Below are 14,991 nucleotides of genomic sequence, written 5' to 3'. Positions count from 1 at the left end.
CGCGACCATGCTTTACTAGCTCAGCTATAGATTCCGTCCCCGTCAGTTTTCCTTCTGAAACGATCCGAAGGCTGGTGGGGGCGGAACTTTTTTACCCGTGACCATGGTTTCGGCATCGATTCGGACCAGTCCACGTCGGGTTTCAATCTCGACGTAGTCGCGGGACGTTGTTTTGAGGGTGCCAAGAGCGTCATGGAGTCCGTCGGCTAAACGGTAGCGGACAACAACGCGTTCGCCAGGTATCCATGCGAGCCATGGGAGTGGTGGTAGATTCGCGCCTTCGGTTATGTTGGCAGGAATTGCGCCCCGTGGGTCTTTGGAAAATCGCGCCTTCGCGTTGGTCTCGCTCGTGGGGGACGAGGCCTTGTCTTCGGCGCGATTATGCGCATTGGCGCTTTCAATTGGGGCACTTTGACTCATAAAGGAGATAATAGAGGGCAGAAGCTTCCCTATCGATTCCAATGAGGAGTTGCCATGACCTACGTCATCGCACAGCCCTGTGTTGACGTGAAGGACCGCGCTTGCGTTGATGAGTGCCCGGTCGATTGCATCTACGAAGGTGCGCGTACTCTCTACATTCACCCCGAAGAATGCGTGGACTGTGGTGCGTGCGAGCCGGTGTGTCCGACCGAGGCAATTTTCTACGAGGACGATCTGCCCGAGGAATGGTCGGATTACTACCGAGCAAACGCTGACTTCTTCAAGGATCTTGGTTCCCCCGGTGGCGCGCAGAAGACCGGTGTCCAGGACTTCGACGACGAGATGGTCGCCGCGCTGCCCCCGCAGAATGCGGACTACCTCGAGTCGCACCAGTGATGATCACACTGCCCCGCCCGCTCGGACTGCCCGAGTTCCCCTGGAACCTCCTCGCTCCCGCGAAGGCGCTTGCTTCGTCGCATCCCGATGGGATCTGCGATCTTTCGGTGGGAACCCCCGTCGATTCGACGCCGGGTTTTATCCGCGAGGCACTTTCGGTAGCGTCGGATGCTCACGGTTATCCGACGGTTATTGGCACTCGGGAAGTGCGCGAAGCGATCCTTGCATGGGGGCAACGTCGCAATATGGTGGACGTTGGCTTGTCCGGCGTTATTCCCACCATCGGTTCGAAGGAAGCGGTTGCCTGGATTCCGCGTCTGCTGGGAGTTGGCCCGGGGGATACGGTGCTTGTCCCAGAGGTTGCTTATCCGACCTATGACATTGGTGCGCGTCTCGCGGGCGCGACCCCCGTTCCAGTTGATCCTAGGAAGCCGGATACGTGGCCGGATGCCGTTCTTGTTTTCCTCAATTCTCCTGGAAACCCGGATGGTCATGTCCTGTCAGCTGACGAACTTCGTGCCGTTCGTCAGTGGGCATGTGAGCACGATGCCGTTGTCGTGTCCGACGAGTGCTACGCGGCCCTGCCCTGGGCCGAGCCCTGGATCTCGGAGGGCGTCCCTTCCCTCCTCGACGAGACCGTGTGCGAGGGCGACCCGAGCGGCCTCCTCGTCCTCTACTCGCTCTCCAAGCAGTCGAACCTCGCGGGGTATCGCGCCGCACTCGTCTACGGGGATCCTGAGCTCGTCGCCCCGATCGTCGAGGTCCGCAAGCACTCTGGACTGATGGTTCCTGCTCCCGTTCAGCATGCGATGGCAATCGCTCTTCGCGACGAGGCGCATGTCGAGGCTCAGCGTGCTGTGTACGAACGGCGACGTAAGAGGCTGGTCGAAGCGTGCGGTAAAGCTGGCCTCGTGAATGATGAAAATTCTGTTGCCGGACTCTATCTCTGGCTCGCACATCCGCGCACGCAGGATTCGTGGGCGTTGGTTGACGCGTTCGCGAAACTGGGAATTCTGGTTGCCCCCGGCGATTTTTATGGGGAGGCTGCGGAGGGGCGTGTGCGAGTGGCTCTGACGGCAAATGATGAGCGAATCGAGGCTGCCTCGCAGCGCCTTGAAACGTGCGTCAATTTCCTTGCGTAAGGGGAAACTCTCCCGGGCGTGGTGTCTTCCTGTTTTCGAATAATGGCCCACACTTAGCATGTTGTTGACTAGTCCTTTATAATAACTTTGAGAAAGTTTGATGTTCTAGCGCTTTACAGGCCGAACAGTGGCGTATAGAGTGACAGAAATAACGGACTTTCGTCCTAAGTGGCGATTGTGGTCGCAGTGAAGCGACTCGTTGAGAACGAAAGCGCTTTCGCGCATTCTTCCAACCTGTGTGCTTGCATGGCTCCGCATTGCCCAACGCGTTAAGGAGTCCTCATGGCCAAGGCAAAAGTGGAATCGGTCGACACTACTCCCGACGGTGTGCTTACCGTCGGGGAAAAGAAGATCGTTCTCCCGCGCACCAGCGCCTCCGTCGGTAATGATGGCTTGAGCGTCTCCCGCTTGCTCGCCGACGGCGACGTAGTCAGCCTCGACCCCGGTTTTACGAACACAGCGTCATGCCAGTCTGCGATTACCTACATCGATGGTGGTGCGGGAATTCTGCGCTACCGCGGTTACCCGATCGAACAATTGGCAAAGCGCTCGTCGTTCCTAGAGGTTGCTTACCTGCTGATCTACGGCGAACTCCCTGATGCCTCCACACTGGAAAGCTTCATTCGCGCCGTCCACCGTCACCGCTTGCTTCACGAAGACTTCAAGGCTTTCTTCACCGCGTTCCCGCACAGGGGCCACCCCATGGCGATTCTCCAAGCGGGTGTCGCAGGCCTGGCAACCTACTACGAAGACACGCTTGATCCGCGCGACCGCACTCAGCTGGATACCGCGCTGGTGCTTCTGCTGGCGAAGGTGCCGACCATGATCAGCTACATCGCGAAGCGTGCCGCAGGCTTGCCACTGCTGTACCCAGACTCGCAACGTAGCTACACCGAAGACTTCATCCGCATGACCTTCGGCATGCCCTATCAGGCGTACGACATTGATCCTGCGATTGTTCGAGCACTCGATATGTTGCTGATTCTTCACGCTGATCACGAACAAAACTGTTCGACCTCGACCGTTCGTTTGGTCGGGTCCTCGCAAGCGAACCTGTATGCGTCTGTTGCGGCCGGCGTGGGCGCGCTTGCTGGCCCGTTGCACGGTGGCGCGAATGAAGCGGTTCTGCGCATGCTCAATCAGATTCGCGACACTGGTGAGTCGGTCCAGAGCTATGTGGACAAGGTGAAGTCGAAGGCGGAAGGTGTACGTCTGATGGGCTTCGGGCACCGCGTGTACAAGAACTACGATCCGCGCGCGGCTCTGGTGAAGGAAACCGCACACGATGTTCTGTCTCGCCTCGGCAAGCGCGACGAGCTCCTGGATATTGCGATGGAGCTTGAAGATATCGCTTTGAATGACGATTACTTCAAGGAGCGCAAGCTGTACCCGAACGTCGACTTCTACACGGGCCTGATCTACTCGGCGATGGGATTCCCGACCAAGATGTTCACGCCACTGTTCGCACTTGGTCGCCTGCCCGGTTGGATTGCGCAGTACGTTGAAATGACCGAGGATCCGTCGACGAAGATTGGTCGCCCGCGTCAGGTGTACGTTGGCTCGACTGAACGCGACTATGTGCTTCTTCGCCAGCGCTCGGCTCGCGTGATTGACTAACGCGCTGTCGGGTTTGCGCTCGGCGCATAGCCAAAGTCCTTGCCGCGCGTGGACGAGGCCGATCAACTGAACGTCAACGGGGGTGGTAGACCGTGGTCTGCCACCCCCGTGAGCATGAAAAGGATCGAGCCTTCATCAGTTGGTTGCATGTAGCTCATCGTTCAATTCGATGCCCTTGCCACCGCGGGCCAGTGCTTCGATTCGACCCGACTGAGAATTGCGTCGGAACAAGACATTTGATGCGCCTGCAAGCTCGCGCGCTGCAACCGTCCGAGGTTCTGCGAAGAGGCCGTTCGAACCGGGGACGACGCCACCGGATTCCATGACGGCAACCTTTGCTCCTGCGGTCAAGTACAGACCAGCTTCGACGACGCAGTCGTCGCCAAGAGGAATTCCGAGACCGGAGTTTGCGCCGAGCAAGCACCGTTTACCAAGCTTCACGCGCTGGCGGCCACCGCCGGACAGGGTGCCCATTGTGGATGCGCCGCCGCCCACGTCGGAACCGTCGTCGATGACAACGCCCTGAGAGATACGGCCTTCAACCATGGATCGACCGAGGGTGCCGGCGTTGAAGTTCACGAAACCGGCGTGCATGACGGTTGTTCCTTCAGACAGGTAGGCGCCCAGGCGTACGGTTGCACCGTTTGCAATACGCACGCCCTTCGGTACGACGTAGTTCACCATCGGGGGGAACTTGTCGACGCCGATCACGGTGACCGGGTGGCCAAGGTGAGCGCGCATACGCAGACGTGTTTCTTCGAAGTCTGCGACTGCGCACGGGCCCTCGGAGGTCCATACGACGTTGGGGAGGCGAGCAAAAATACCGTCAAGATTGATGGTGTTCGGCTTTTTCATTCGGTGGGAAAGCAGGTGGAGGCGCAGGTAGGAATCCGCAGTGGACTGCGGTTGATCGTCCAGATCTGACCTGCAGGTGACAACCGTGGTGCGAACACCGCGCGCATCATTGTGGCGCTGCATGTGAGTCAGGGTGTCGAGCAGATCTGTGTCATCGCCAGGTTCCATCTGACCCAGGTGTGGGCGCGGGTACCAGACGTCGAGAGTCTCGCCGTTCTTCGTCACTGTTGCGAGGCCAATGCCCCATGCCTGATTCGTATCCATGGGCTTACTGTAAAGCGAGAGTGCCCGCTGTGGGGTGCCCATTCCGCCTTTCGGCAGGTTTGCAAGGTGTGATGAGTGCTCCCAAATGCTGGGAAAGTTCAGCGAGGCTGGCGATGATCCCAGAGATCCGGCCAGAAAACACCAATTTCTTCAGCCATCGTGTGAACCAGTGGGAGTGAAATCCCGACAACGTTGTGGTGATCGCCGTCGACCCCAGCAATGAAGGGTCCGCCAAGACCGTCGATCGTGAAAGACCCCGCAACGTGGAGCGGTTCGCCGGAGTCTACGTAGGCATCAATCTCGGCGTCGCTCATCGAGCCGAATCGGACGATGGTTGAAGTCGAGGCGTGGGTGCGCGCAATCAGAGCGTAGGAATCTAGCGGGGTAGAGGGATCTCGCTCGACGAGCGCTGCGCTATGGCCGGTCCACAGAATTGCTTCGGAGCCTCTGAAAGCTCGGATGCGCTCGCGTGCAATTTCTGCAGTGTGGGGCTTGCCCAGCATCTGCCCGTCCTGCAGCAGCATCGAATCGCACGCAACGACGAGGAGGCGTTCGCAGTGGGCCTCGTCGATCACAATCGTGCCATCGACTAAGCCGGAAATGACCGCACCGCACTTCGCGTCTGCCAGGGTTGTCACCTGATCGCCGGGCGAAGGAACGCCGGCGCTACGCGCGCAGAAGTCGGCGAGCACGAGGTCTTCATCAACGTCGGATATGCGAACAATAGGTGTGATGCCAGCGGAAATCAGAGTTGCTCGGCGAGCCGGTGACTTTGAGGCAAGAAGAAAACGCATAGGTCTATTTTGCCTTTTCAATCGGCAATTGATACATCTTGATAATTGTGTGCAGTAACTGCACGAATCTGTCAAACGTGATGTACGCTACTGAAGTATCTGTGTGGATCTGTATGTGAAGGGGAGAGATGGACAGCGCTGTGCCCAATGGCGAAGCTCAAGCTCACCAGTCTCAGTCCCCTACTTCGGACGACCATCAGACCGTTAAACGCTACGTTCCCCGCCTTTTGGGCGGTCCTCTGACGATGAGTGCCGACGAGCTCGCCCAGCACGCTGGTACTACCGTTGAACAAATCAATGACTTTTGGAATTCACTGGGATTCCGCCCCCCTGAGCCTGGCGAAAAGACGTTCACCGAACGTGATCTGGACGTGTTCGTCTCGTGGAACGACATGATTGATTCACAGGCGATTGACACGGCAACCAGCCATTCGCTTCTGAGGGCGAATTCCCACTTGGCCGATCGTCTAGCGCTGTGGCAGTGTGAAGCGCTTGTTGAAGACGCGGTGCGACGCCTAGGCTTGGATGACACGACGGCTCGCCTCTACGTTCTAGACCATATGAAGGACCGTGTCGAGGCATTCGAGAGGATGTTCATTCACTCGTGGCAGCGTCAGATGGAGGCATTGCTGTCGCGCTTGGATAAGGAAGTGTCCCAGCGCGGTCACGAGAACTCCAAGGCTCGGTTCCCACTCAATCGTTCGTTGGGCTTTGTCGACATGGTGTCCTACACGTCCTCGTCGACAATCCTGGGTGGTGAGGTCGTCGAACTGATCGAGCACTTTGAAGCCGAATCGCGTCAGGCGATCACGCAGGCTGGCGGTCGCGTGGTGAAGACGCTGGGCGATGCTGTTTTGTACATTGCCGACGATCTTGAGACCGGTTTGAACGTGATTTTTTCGCTGATTGAGCGCTTGAATGCGGATGATACGATCCTTCCTGTTCGTGCATCTTTCGTCCGTGGCGATGTCTTCTCACGTTCGGGTGACGTGTTCGGCCCGACGGTGAACTTGGCTTCTCGTTTGGTTGATATTGCGCCGGTCGGTCAGATTTTGACGGACCCAGCGACCGCTACTGCCGTTGCTTCGAAGGCGGGGGATGGGTATCGCTTGGAGGAATTCCCCTCCGCGGACCTCCACGGATTTGGTCCGGTTTCCCCCTACTTGCTGACGCTCCAAGACTAGGGGTGCCGCTTTTAGGTACGAGGCCGGGCACTTTGACGTGCATGAGCTTCTCAACAAACCCGTGTCCAAAAGGTCAAGAAATCTGAAAGAAATTATCTTGAAAGTATATGATGGGGTACGTGACTACTGTTCTGCTCGTTGAAGATGATCCCGCGATCAGCGAACCTCTCGCTCGCGCCCTTGGCCGCGAGAACTACGAAGTGCGTGCGCACGGCACCGGTCGTGGCGCACTCGCTGAAGTAGATGGCGCTGACCTCGTTCTGCTTGACCTTGGCCTTCCAGACATGGATGGTCTGGATGTCGCGCGTGAAATTCGTGCGTCGGGAAAGAGCGTTCCGATTCTGATCCTGACGGCGCGCACTGATGAAGTCGATATGGTTGTTGGCTTGGATACCGGCGCCGATGATTACGTGACCAAGCCTTTCCGCCTTGCAGAACTTCTTGCGCGCGTCCGTGCTCTTCTGCGTCGCACGGGAACCGAAAGCGTCGAGGGTGACCTGGGCGCTCAGGATGTTCGCGTTGATGTGAACGCTCACCGTGCTTTCGTTGGTTCAACAGAATTACAGCTGACGGCGAAGGAATTCGACCTGTTGCGCGTACTGCTTCGCGACGCGGGAAGCGTTGTCGAACGTGACGCTCTGATGCGTGAGGTCTGGGGATCGGACCCGACAGGATCCACGAAGACTCTGGACATGCATGTCTCATGGCTTCGTCGAAAGCTTGGCGATGATGCGACCAAACCGCACTACATCACCACCGTCAGGGGTATGGGCTTCCGTTTCGAAGTTCGCTGACACACTGACAACCTTATGGGGCCCGCGGCGAATCCTTCGCCGCGGGTAACCTATTTCAGGGGAACGATCTGACAGCATCGCTTCGCCGGGAATCGTAGGGAATGAAAGGGACCCATGCGTAAAAAAGCCGTTCGCATGATTGTCACCGCTGTTGCAGTGGTGTGTTTCCTGATGGGTATTCCCGGTGCGGTCGCAACCTCCACCATTGTGTGGAACTCTGATTGGGATCGCGTCCAATCCCGGGCACAGACGATTGTGAACACAATCGATCGTCGTATAGCGACTGGTGCAGATGTCGATCAAGACACGGTCACTTCTTTGGCGAAACCAGTGACCGACATGCAGGGGAATGCCTATATCAGTGTGAACACGCGCCAACACGGACTGATGCTTGCCGGGGAAAAACCCCGGGGAATGTCGTTCGTCGTGCATGCGTCATCCACGGCGGGAACGTCGATCCGCATGGAAGTATCCGCAGAACAAACGCTGAAACGTATCGCATTCGTGTTCGGAATCTTTATTGCCGGAATCGCAGTGTGCCTGCTGGTTGGTTTAGCCCTTGCCCTCCGCTTTTCACGCCAGCTATCCGCGCCCCTCATCTACCTGGCAGCCCACGCTGAGCAGGTCGGTGCGGGCCAGGTTCGTGCTCAGGTCAAACCTTCGGGCATCGAAGAAATCGACTTGGTCCAAGAAGAACTGTCGCGTACCAGTGAACGCATGGCGGGCAGGCTAGCTGCCGAACGTCAGTTCGCAGCCGATGCGTCACACCAGCTTCGCACTCCACTGACTGCACTTTCCATGCGCCTCGAAGAGATTGAAATGATCTCCACTGAACCCGAGGTACAAGAAGAAGCTCGCAACTGTCTCGAACAGGTCGAACGCCTCACGGGCGTTGTGGCTGAACTCCTTGATGCGAACGCCCGAGCATCTGCGCAAACTGAAGCAATCCACATTCTTGAAGCGTTCAACACACAGCGCGAAGAATGGGAATCCGCGTTCGAAAAAGCCGGGCGCAGCCTCGTATTCACCGACGAAGCTGAACTGCCGTTGCTTGCCGACGCCAGCAAGCTTTCCCAGGTCCTTGCCACATTGATTGAAAATTCGCTGAACTACGGTGAAGGCACAACCCTGGTCGTCGCACGGAAGTCGGCGAACAAGCGCGGAGTCATTATCGAAGTCTCAGACGAAGGATCGGGTGTCGCCGATGATCTTGCTCCCGATATTTTTGCCAAGGGAGTTTCCGGCCACGGTTCGACGGGGATCGGCTTAGCGCTGGCGAAAGACCTGACTCAAGCGATGGGTGGGCGTCTGGAACTGACACAGAACCATCCTCCGGTTTTCACCGTTTCGCTTTCTGCGATTCCTGCTTCGATGGACCCGGATCACGTCATGCCACAGGGATCGGTTGTCTCGATGGGGCGTCGTTCTCGTCGCTTCTGAAATTGGCGTTGCTTTCGCGCGCATCCCAAAGGAAGAACAATGAGGCTCTGACGTCGCCGTGAACGTAGGTGCGCCCATAAGCCCCTTGCGACTAGATTAAGAGCCATGGATCAAGCCAAGGACACTCGTCCGGTTGTTGCAGTAATTGGCGGTGGGCAGCTTGCCCGAATGATGGCGGAAAGTTCGATCGCCCTCGGCTTTGAACTTCGTGCGCTTGTTGAATCCTCGGATGGGTCAACAGGACAGGCACTTGCCACGTCGATCGTCGGAATGCCAGGCGATACCGACGCCGTTGCACAGCTGATTGACGGTGCGGATGTGGTCACGTTCGAACACGAACATATTCCGGCTTCGGTCTTTGATGTCGCCAAGGGCCACCTTCCAGCAGAGCCCCCGCGAACCGCGTTGCTGTATGCCCAAGACAAACTTGCAATGCGCGAAAAGTTAACCGAGCTGGGCATTCCATGTCCCCGTTGGGCGAAAGTGTCCACCCTTGAAGAACTCGCCTCTTTCGGTGATGCTGGCACGTGGCCGATCGTCGTGAAGACTCCGGTCGGCGGATATGACGGCCACGGTGTACGAGTGATTCACCAAGCTGAAGACGCCGTCGATTGGCTTGCCAAAGGAACTCTTCTTGCCGAAGACTGCGTCCCCTTCACCTCAGAAGTCGCCTCCCTGAGCGCACGTACTCCCTCCGGTCAGATCGCATCCTGGCCGGTCGCATCCACCGAACAGGTGGACGGAGTCTGCTCCGTGGTTACCGCGCCTGCTCAAGGCCTGACTGAGGAAACACGTGCCCAGGCCACATCGATTGGTGAAACGGTCGCGCGTGAACTTGGCGTCACGGGTGTCCTAGCCGTCGAAATGTTCGTCGTCGGACAAGGAAGCGACCAGCACGTCCTTGTGAACGAGCTTGCGATGCGCCCACACAACACCGGCCATTGGACGATCGATGGGGCGTTCACCAGCCAATTCGAACAGCATCTTCGCGCTGTCCTTGACCTGCCCCTCGGTTCAACAGACCTCGTCAATCCTGGAACACACGCGGTCATGGTGAACCTGCTTGGCTCCGAATTCGTCGACCCAGCACGCCACCTTGCCTCTGCGCTCGCAGACCACCCGCGCGCCAAAGTGCATCTCTACGGCAAAGAGGTTCGCCCCGGGCGCAAACTCGGTCACGTCACCGTCGTCGACAAGGACCCAGCCGTTGCGCGCGCCGAAGCTGAAGCCGTTGTCGCCACTCTGCGTGGCTAACGCTCACATATTTCGCCTCTCGTTCTTCGTCACCGACGAGGCCGGGCGGCACTCACACCCCCGATCCGTAATCATGCCCGCATACATGACCCATTGACCGTTTTAGTGAAGGAACCATCGATGACAACCGAAACACACCAGCTCGATATCACTCTGACAAAGACCGGAGACAACCCTGCAGTCGGTATCGTCATGGGATCCGATTCCGACTGGCCCACCATGGAACCCGCTGTTGCTGCGCTCGCAGAATTCGCTATCGCCTGCGAGGTCGGTGTGGTCTCTGCACACCGTATGCCCGAAGACATGGTTGCGTACGGGCGAAGCGCTTCTGCTCGAGGTTTGCGCGTCATCATCGCTGGCGCAGGCGGTGCGGCGCACCTGCCGGGTATGCTCGCAGCCCTTACGGAACTTCCAGTCATCGGTGTTCCCGTTCCTCTCAAACACCTTGATGGTGTCGATTCCCTGCACTCGATCGTCCAGATGCCGGCAGGCGTTCCCGTTGCTACGGTTTCGATTGCCGGTGCGCGCAATGCTGGCCTTCTGGCAGCACGAATCCTTGGAGCAGGTGAAGGAGCCCAGGCCGAGAAACTGCGCGCCCAAATGCGTCAATTCCAAGTTGCTCTGCGCGACGTTGCAACGGCAAAGGGGAGCGCCCTAGCTGACACAGTGAAAGCTTCGTTGAGCTAAGCATTAACGCCAAGACAAACGTGGCTCCGCAAGATTCCCGCGGGCATCGTGGCTCGCACTGTGTGTGACGGAAGTACGACCTAGCTGGGCCTCGCCAATAGGTGGACAAAGGCGGAAGAAACCGACGAAGTCCTTTGAGGCGGCTATACGGCGACTAGGATGAGAGCATGAGCATTCTTGTCACTGGTGGCGCTGGATATATCGGATCCCACGTAGTCCGACTGCTATTGGAACGAGGCGAAAAGGTCATCGTTGTCGATGATCTTTCAACGGGCACAGCATCAAGGGTAGAAGGCGCAAAACTCATCACTCTTGATATCGCTACCGATAGCGCAAGCACAGATCTTGCGAACGTCATGCTGGATGAAGACGTCACTGCCGTTGTTCATTGTGCAGCACGAAAGCAGGTAGGGGAGTCGGTTCGACGCCCCATGTGGTACTACCAGCAGAACATTGGTGGCCTCGCGAACGTCCTTCGCGCCATGAACGATGCTGGTATTGAACAGATCATCTTCTCATCGTCAGCCTCTGTTTACGGAATGCCGGACGTTCATATCATTAGCGAAGATACCGAATGCCATCCGATTAATCCCTATGGTGAAACGAAGCTTATAGGCGAGTGGATGATGCATGACTGCGAGGTCGCATGGGGCCTCAAATGGATCGGGTTGCGATACTTTAATGTTGCCGGTGCTGGCTGGGATGATCTAGCAGATCTGGCAATCTTGAACGTGGTTCCGATGGTTCTCGATCGTGTTGAACGCGATGAGCCCGCCAGGATTTTCGGATCGGATTATGAGACTCCGGACGGTACATGCGTTCGCGACTACATCCACGTTCGAGATCTTGCAGAAGCTCATATCGCTGCCCTCGATGCTCTTGCTGATTCTCGTCCACTTCAACATAACGTCTTCAACGTTGGAACCGGGAGGGACACTTCTGTCCGCGAAATCATTGACGGACTGCGACGCGTTGCCGGTTGGGATTTCGACGTCGTTGAGGAAGAGCGACGTGCGGGTGATCCCCCCGTCCTTGTTGGGGACGCAACACGGATCAGTGAAGAACTCGGTTGGGTAGCACGCCATACGCTTCACGATATTTTGGAGTCAAGTTTTTCCGGCTGGCAGGCCGGACCTCGCCGTATCGACGTGACAAAGTACATGAAGTAAGTCTTCGATTACTTGCGGTGTGGGGGATGGTCGTTACGACCATCCCCCACACACCGTTGCATGATCTTCAGCTTGAAACTGAGAATTAACCGTTGAAGATATTGAAATCTTCGGTGGAGAGTGAGCCTGAACGCAGCTTCTCAAAGAAATCAGGGGCTGTTGTTCCTTCAAGAAGGACAGCAGAGGTGCCCATATCAGTCTGATAGTTAATCTCGTCGATGGGGGGAGCGCCGATCAATCCGTTATTCGATGCAGAGCGGAACGCCAAAACAAGCTTCCCAACATCGACAACGGACGAATCCTCATCGACAGTGAAAGACTCAGAGCCAGCTCGCTCAAGGCGCAAAGTACGTGCAGGGTTAACAAATGTTCCGATGCTTGCGGACTTGTCAATAACTTTTGAAATCACCTGACGTTGCCGCTCAGCACGACCAATATCGCCCTTCGGATCCGAGTAGCGCATACGTGAGAAGGCTAGGGCTGTCATCCCATCAACGTCGCTACATCCAGCTTGCCAGACAAGCCCAGAAGGATCATCGCTGACATCACCGTCGAAACATACATTGATTCCGCCAACGGCATCGACAATATTCGCAACGCCACCCATGCCGACCTGAACATAGTGATCAACGTGCAATCCGGTCAGATTTTCAACTGTCTGTGTCAGCAGATTTGCTCCACCATATGCGAAAGAAGCATTGATCTTGTCCCAGCCGTAGCCGGGGATCTCCACGTAGCTGTCGCGCGGGATGGAGAGGGCTGTTGCTTGACCATTCTGAGCGACGTGAACCAACATAATGGTGTCCGAGCGATCATTCCCGTCAAAATCATCCTGCACTGCGCCGTCTGCGCGGGAATCAGATCCCGCTAAAAGATAGGTTGTACCGGGCGTGTTCGCTCCGCTTGTCAAAGCGTTTGTTCGACCAAGGTGAGAATTAGCATCCCACACCAAAAAAGCTCCCCACGCAACGATCAGGACAAGAAGGGCGACCACAAGGGAGACGAGTTTGCGTCCCCAATGAGCAGAACGTTTCTTTGGTGCTACAGGGTGACGAAGCGACGCTTTCGAAGAGACAGCGTTCGTTGATTGACCCCGTGGTTGAAAGCGCTGAACAGAAGACGTGGTTGTTGACATTCCACGTTGGCGAGATTCCTGAGTAGGTGGAGTATGAGTGATCCCGCTAGGCTTCGACATCGTGCGACCCGGAGTATAAGCAGGGGGATTTGCTGTTTGCCGATGCTCGCTTGAATCTGAGTTTCGCCCCACGCGATGTTTGCGTCCGGGAGCAAAAGATGGAGGAAGATTTTCAGCAGGTTGGTCAGCGGTTGTTGGGAGCAAAGAACGCTTCGGCATCTGTTCATCTGCTGATTCTGATCCGATTCGCCACGCATGCGGTTCGGCATCGTCTGCCGCAATACCGCTGACACGAGGGCGTTCACGGAGCCGAATAACGGGGCGCTGAAGAACCTGATCCTTCGAATCTGCTCCCGATTCTGAGGACGAAATAGCTCGCTGTTCGACAGAGAGGCGAGGAATGCCCGGAGAATCAGGGTGGCGTGTCTCGCCATTCACCTTCTTTACATCCGCGCGTGTAGGACGCTTTCGACCAGATGAAGGGACGAAAGAGGGAGGTTCGGTGCTCATCGGTTCGGGGGACAGGTTGCAGGGACAGGTTGAGCGGTGTCGCTGGAAGCAGATGATGCAGTATCTGACACGGCAGTCGTGTCAGATTCATCTTGTTCTTCAATGACTCCGCCGGAAGAGGAGGAAGAAGCCTGAGCAACTGATTGAGTGGAATCAGCAGGTGCGTCTTCATAAGGGATCGTCATGTGAGCCCCGGTCCCGTCGGTGTACTCTGTACCTCCCGGTAGCTGAGTGTCAGTTGCTAATGCCTGCCACAATGGTCGCGAAAGGTATTCAATCTCAATCACTCGGTTGGGATCCTCGGGGGCTTCAGCCCACGGCATCGTTGTGAAGCGAATGTTCGATGCCTGCAACTTCAGCATGGAGGCAAACAGACCGGCATCAGCGTTAATGTCGCCGAAGTTCGGTGACACTGTAAGAGAAGCAATTGCTGCCTGAACGAAAGAAATCAGGGCGGGGAAATCAGTAATAAAGTTTCGGGACAAAAGTTCACGAAGCGCTGCCGCGATCAGCTGTTGCTGGCGTCCAATACGAGAAATATCTGAACCGTCGCCGACATTTTTACGAGCGCGCGCGTACGCTAGCGCGCTATTCGCGTCGAGGTACTGGCACCCTGCCTCAAGATCGAGACCGGACGCGGGATCGTACATTTCTTCAGGAATATCTAGCCACACGCCACCGACAGCATTGATCAACCCTTTAAAGCCGGTGAAGTCAACAACAATGAATCCGTCAATCGTTAAACCAGTCAGTTCTTCGACCGTTGCTTTGGTACAGGCAACGCCACCTGCCAGATCGTTTGTACCGGCACCCATTGCAAATGCTGAGTTAAACATTCCGTAGTACGACGACGTAATCGAACCATCTGAACGCATACACGAAGGGATATGGGTCAGAAGATCGCGAGGAATGGAGACAAATGTGACTTCCGAACGATCGGCGGAAATATGGGCGATCATCGTCGTGTCGGACTGAATCGTCGTCAGTTCTTCGGCGTCACCGTAGTCAGAGCTTTGGTTATAGCGTGAGTCGACACCGGAGACAAGAATATTGATCGGTTGTCCCACATAAGCATCGATGAGCTTCATTGGTTCTGGTTTGGTGGATTGAGGTGCCTCAAGCGCAGAAATATCCAGCGACGCGTTCTTCACCTGATTGGCAAGGCTCCGATAGACGAAAGCCGCAGTGGAGCCAACGAATAGCGTCACGGTCAAAAGAGATGCGAGCACGGTTCGCAGAACACCAAAACGGAAGGGGTTCCGTGCGGCATGCTGAACCAGGTTTGCCCGATTCTTCAACGTTTTTTTACTCATCGGTGTCGATCGTAGCG

The 14,991-nt window shown here is 56.6% G+C and carries 14 protein-coding genes; 9 read left to right on the top strand and 5 right to left on the bottom strand.

The genetic code is table 11. The features are described from left to right. Positions 1-42: 42 nt before the first annotated feature. Positions 43-420 carry a 2-hydroxymuconic semialdehyde dehydrogenase gene (locus tag QP503_RS01530; RefSeq protein WP_257878423.1) on the bottom strand — a complete coding sequence of 126 codons (378 nt, stop codon included), beginning with the start codon at positions 418-420 and terminating at the stop codon, positions 43-45. A gap of 54 nt (positions 421-474) precedes the next feature. Here QP503_RS01530 and fdxA point away from each other — a divergent pair, with 54 nt between their 5' ends. From fdxA to QP503_RS01515, 3 genes are all read left to right on the top strand, one after another. Further along, positions 475-816 (top strand): ferredoxin, encoded by a 342-nt coding sequence (gene fdxA / locus QP503_RS01525; protein WP_103632018.1) that lies wholly within the window; start codon positions 475-477, stop codon positions 814-816. Beyond that, a complete protein-coding gene (gene dapC / locus QP503_RS01520; protein WP_103632017.1) occupies positions 816-1,958 on the top strand; it encodes a succinyldiaminopimelate transaminase in 1,143 nt (380 codons plus the stop codon). Before fdxA ends, dapC begins: the two co-directional genes overlap by 1 nt. 282 nt (positions 1,959-2,240) lie before the next feature. Further along, complete coding sequence (locus QP503_RS01515) at positions 2,241-3,575, top strand: citrate synthase (protein ID WP_103632016.1); 1,335 nt, start codon at positions 2,241-2,243, stop codon at positions 3,573-3,575. Between the two features lie 135 nt (positions 3,576-3,710). Here the strand turns inward: QP503_RS01515 and dapD are convergent, their stop codons facing one another. Beyond that, the gene (gene dapD / locus QP503_RS01510; protein WP_103632066.1) at positions 3,711-4,694 is read right to left on the bottom strand and encodes a 2,3,4,5-tetrahydropyridine-2,6-dicarboxylate N-succinyltransferase; all 984 of its coding nucleotides are present in this window, start codon (positions 4,692-4,694) and stop codon (positions 3,711-3,713) included. 98 nt (positions 4,695-4,792) lie between these two features. Next, positions 4,793-5,488: a Maf family protein gene (locus tag QP503_RS01505; RefSeq protein WP_103632015.1), complete on the bottom strand. Its 696-nt coding sequence runs from the start codon at positions 5,486-5,488 to the stop codon at positions 4,793-4,795. Between the two features lie 128 nt (positions 5,489-5,616). Here QP503_RS01505 and QP503_RS01500 point away from each other — a divergent pair, with 128 nt between their 5' ends. The 6 genes from QP503_RS01500 to galE all read left to right on the top strand — a co-directional run bounded on the left by QP503_RS01500 (position 5,617) and on the right by galE (position 12,016). After that, entirely contained in the window at positions 5,617-6,672 is a 1,056-nt protein-coding gene (locus tag QP503_RS01500) for an adenylate/guanylate cyclase domain-containing protein (protein ID WP_103632014.1), read from the top strand. A gap of 119 nt (positions 6,673-6,791) precedes the next feature. Then, positions 6,792-7,466 (top strand): response regulator transcription factor, encoded by a 675-nt coding sequence (locus QP503_RS01495; RefSeq protein WP_103632065.1) that lies wholly within the window; start codon positions 6,792-6,794, stop codon positions 7,464-7,466. Between the two features lie 114 nt (positions 7,467-7,580). Continuing rightward, positions 7,581-8,906 (top strand): ATP-binding protein, encoded by a 1,326-nt coding sequence (locus QP503_RS01490; protein ID WP_285101074.1) that lies wholly within the window; start codon positions 7,581-7,583, stop codon positions 8,904-8,906. Between the two features lie 105 nt (positions 8,907-9,011). Next, positions 9,012-10,160 carry a 5-(carboxyamino)imidazole ribonucleotide synthase gene (locus QP503_RS01485; protein ID WP_179369817.1) on the top strand — a complete coding sequence of 383 codons (1,149 nt, stop codon included), beginning with the start codon at positions 9,012-9,014 and terminating at the stop codon, positions 10,158-10,160. A 120-nt stretch (positions 10,161-10,280) separates the two neighbouring features. Further along, positions 10,281-10,847, top strand: coding sequence for a 5-(carboxyamino)imidazole ribonucleotide mutase (gene purE, locus QP503_RS01480; protein ID WP_103632011.1), 567 nt, complete (start codon positions 10,281-10,283; stop codon positions 10,845-10,847). Between the two features lie 167 nt (positions 10,848-11,014). Next, positions 11,015-12,016, top strand: a complete 1,002-nt coding sequence (galE, locus tag QP503_RS01475; protein WP_285101072.1) for a UDP-glucose 4-epimerase GalE — start codon at positions 11,015-11,017, stop codon at positions 12,014-12,016. Positions 12,017-12,101: 85 nt separating this feature from the next. Here the strand turns inward: galE and QP503_RS01470 are convergent, their stop codons facing one another. Further along, the gene (locus QP503_RS01470) at positions 12,102-13,661 is read right to left on the bottom strand and encodes an LCP family glycopolymer transferase (protein ID WP_285069653.1); all 1,560 of its coding nucleotides are present in this window, start codon (positions 13,659-13,661) and stop codon (positions 12,102-12,104) included. Beyond that, positions 13,658-14,974, bottom strand: a complete 1,317-nt coding sequence (locus QP503_RS01465; RefSeq protein WP_101627543.1) for an LCP family protein — start codon at positions 14,972-14,974, stop codon at positions 13,658-13,660. Before QP503_RS01465 ends, QP503_RS01470 begins: the two co-directional genes overlap by 4 nt. Positions 14,975-14,991 lie beyond the last annotated feature (17 nt).

Source organism: Pauljensenia sp. UMB0895 (genome assembly GCF_030218905.1).
Lineage (GTDB): Bacteria > Actinomycetota > Actinomycetes > Actinomycetales > Actinomycetaceae > Pauljensenia > Pauljensenia turicensis_A.
This window is presented reverse-complemented; position numbering and strand designations above follow the sequence as displayed.

Coding starts and splice junctions, on each gene's coding strand:
- QP503_RS01530 (WP_257878423.1), bottom strand. CDS start 420: ATGAGTCAAAGTGCCCCAATTGAAAGCGCCAATGCGCATAATCGCGCC.
- fdxA (WP_103632018.1), top strand. CDS start 475: ATGACCTACGTCATCGCACAGCCCTGTGTTGACGTGAAGGACCGCGCT.
- dapC (WP_103632017.1), top strand. CDS start 816: ATGATCACACTGCCCCGCCCGCTCGGACTGCCCGAGTTCCCCTGGAAC.
- QP503_RS01515 (WP_103632016.1), top strand. CDS start 2,241: ATGGCCAAGGCAAAAGTGGAATCGGTCGACACTACTCCCGACGGTGTG.
- dapD (WP_103632066.1), bottom strand. CDS start 4,694: ATGGATACGAATCAGGCATGGGGCATTGGCCTCGCAACAGTGACGAAG.
- QP503_RS01505 (WP_103632015.1), bottom strand. CDS start 5,488: ATGCGTTTTCTTCTTGCCTCAAAGTCACCGGCTCGCCGAGCAACTCTG.
- QP503_RS01500 (WP_103632014.1), top strand. CDS start 5,617: ATGGACAGCGCTGTGCCCAATGGCGAAGCTCAAGCTCACCAGTCTCAG.
- QP503_RS01490 (WP_285101074.1), top strand. CDS start 7,581: ATGCGTAAAAAAGCCGTTCGCATGATTGTCACCGCTGTTGCAGTGGTG.
- QP503_RS01485 (WP_179369817.1), top strand. CDS start 9,012: ATGGATCAAGCCAAGGACACTCGTCCGGTTGTTGCAGTAATTGGCGGT.
- purE (WP_103632011.1), top strand. CDS start 10,281: ATGACAACCGAAACACACCAGCTCGATATCACTCTGACAAAGACCGGA.
- galE (WP_285101072.1), top strand. CDS start 11,015: ATGAGCATTCTTGTCACTGGTGGCGCTGGATATATCGGATCCCACGTA.
- QP503_RS01470 (WP_285069653.1), bottom strand. CDS start 13,661: ATGAGCACCGAACCTCCCTCTTTCGTCCCTTCATCTGGTCGAAAGCGT.
- QP503_RS01465 (WP_101627543.1), bottom strand. CDS start 14,974: ATGAGTAAAAAAACGTTGAAGAATCGGGCAAACCTGGTTCAGCATGCC.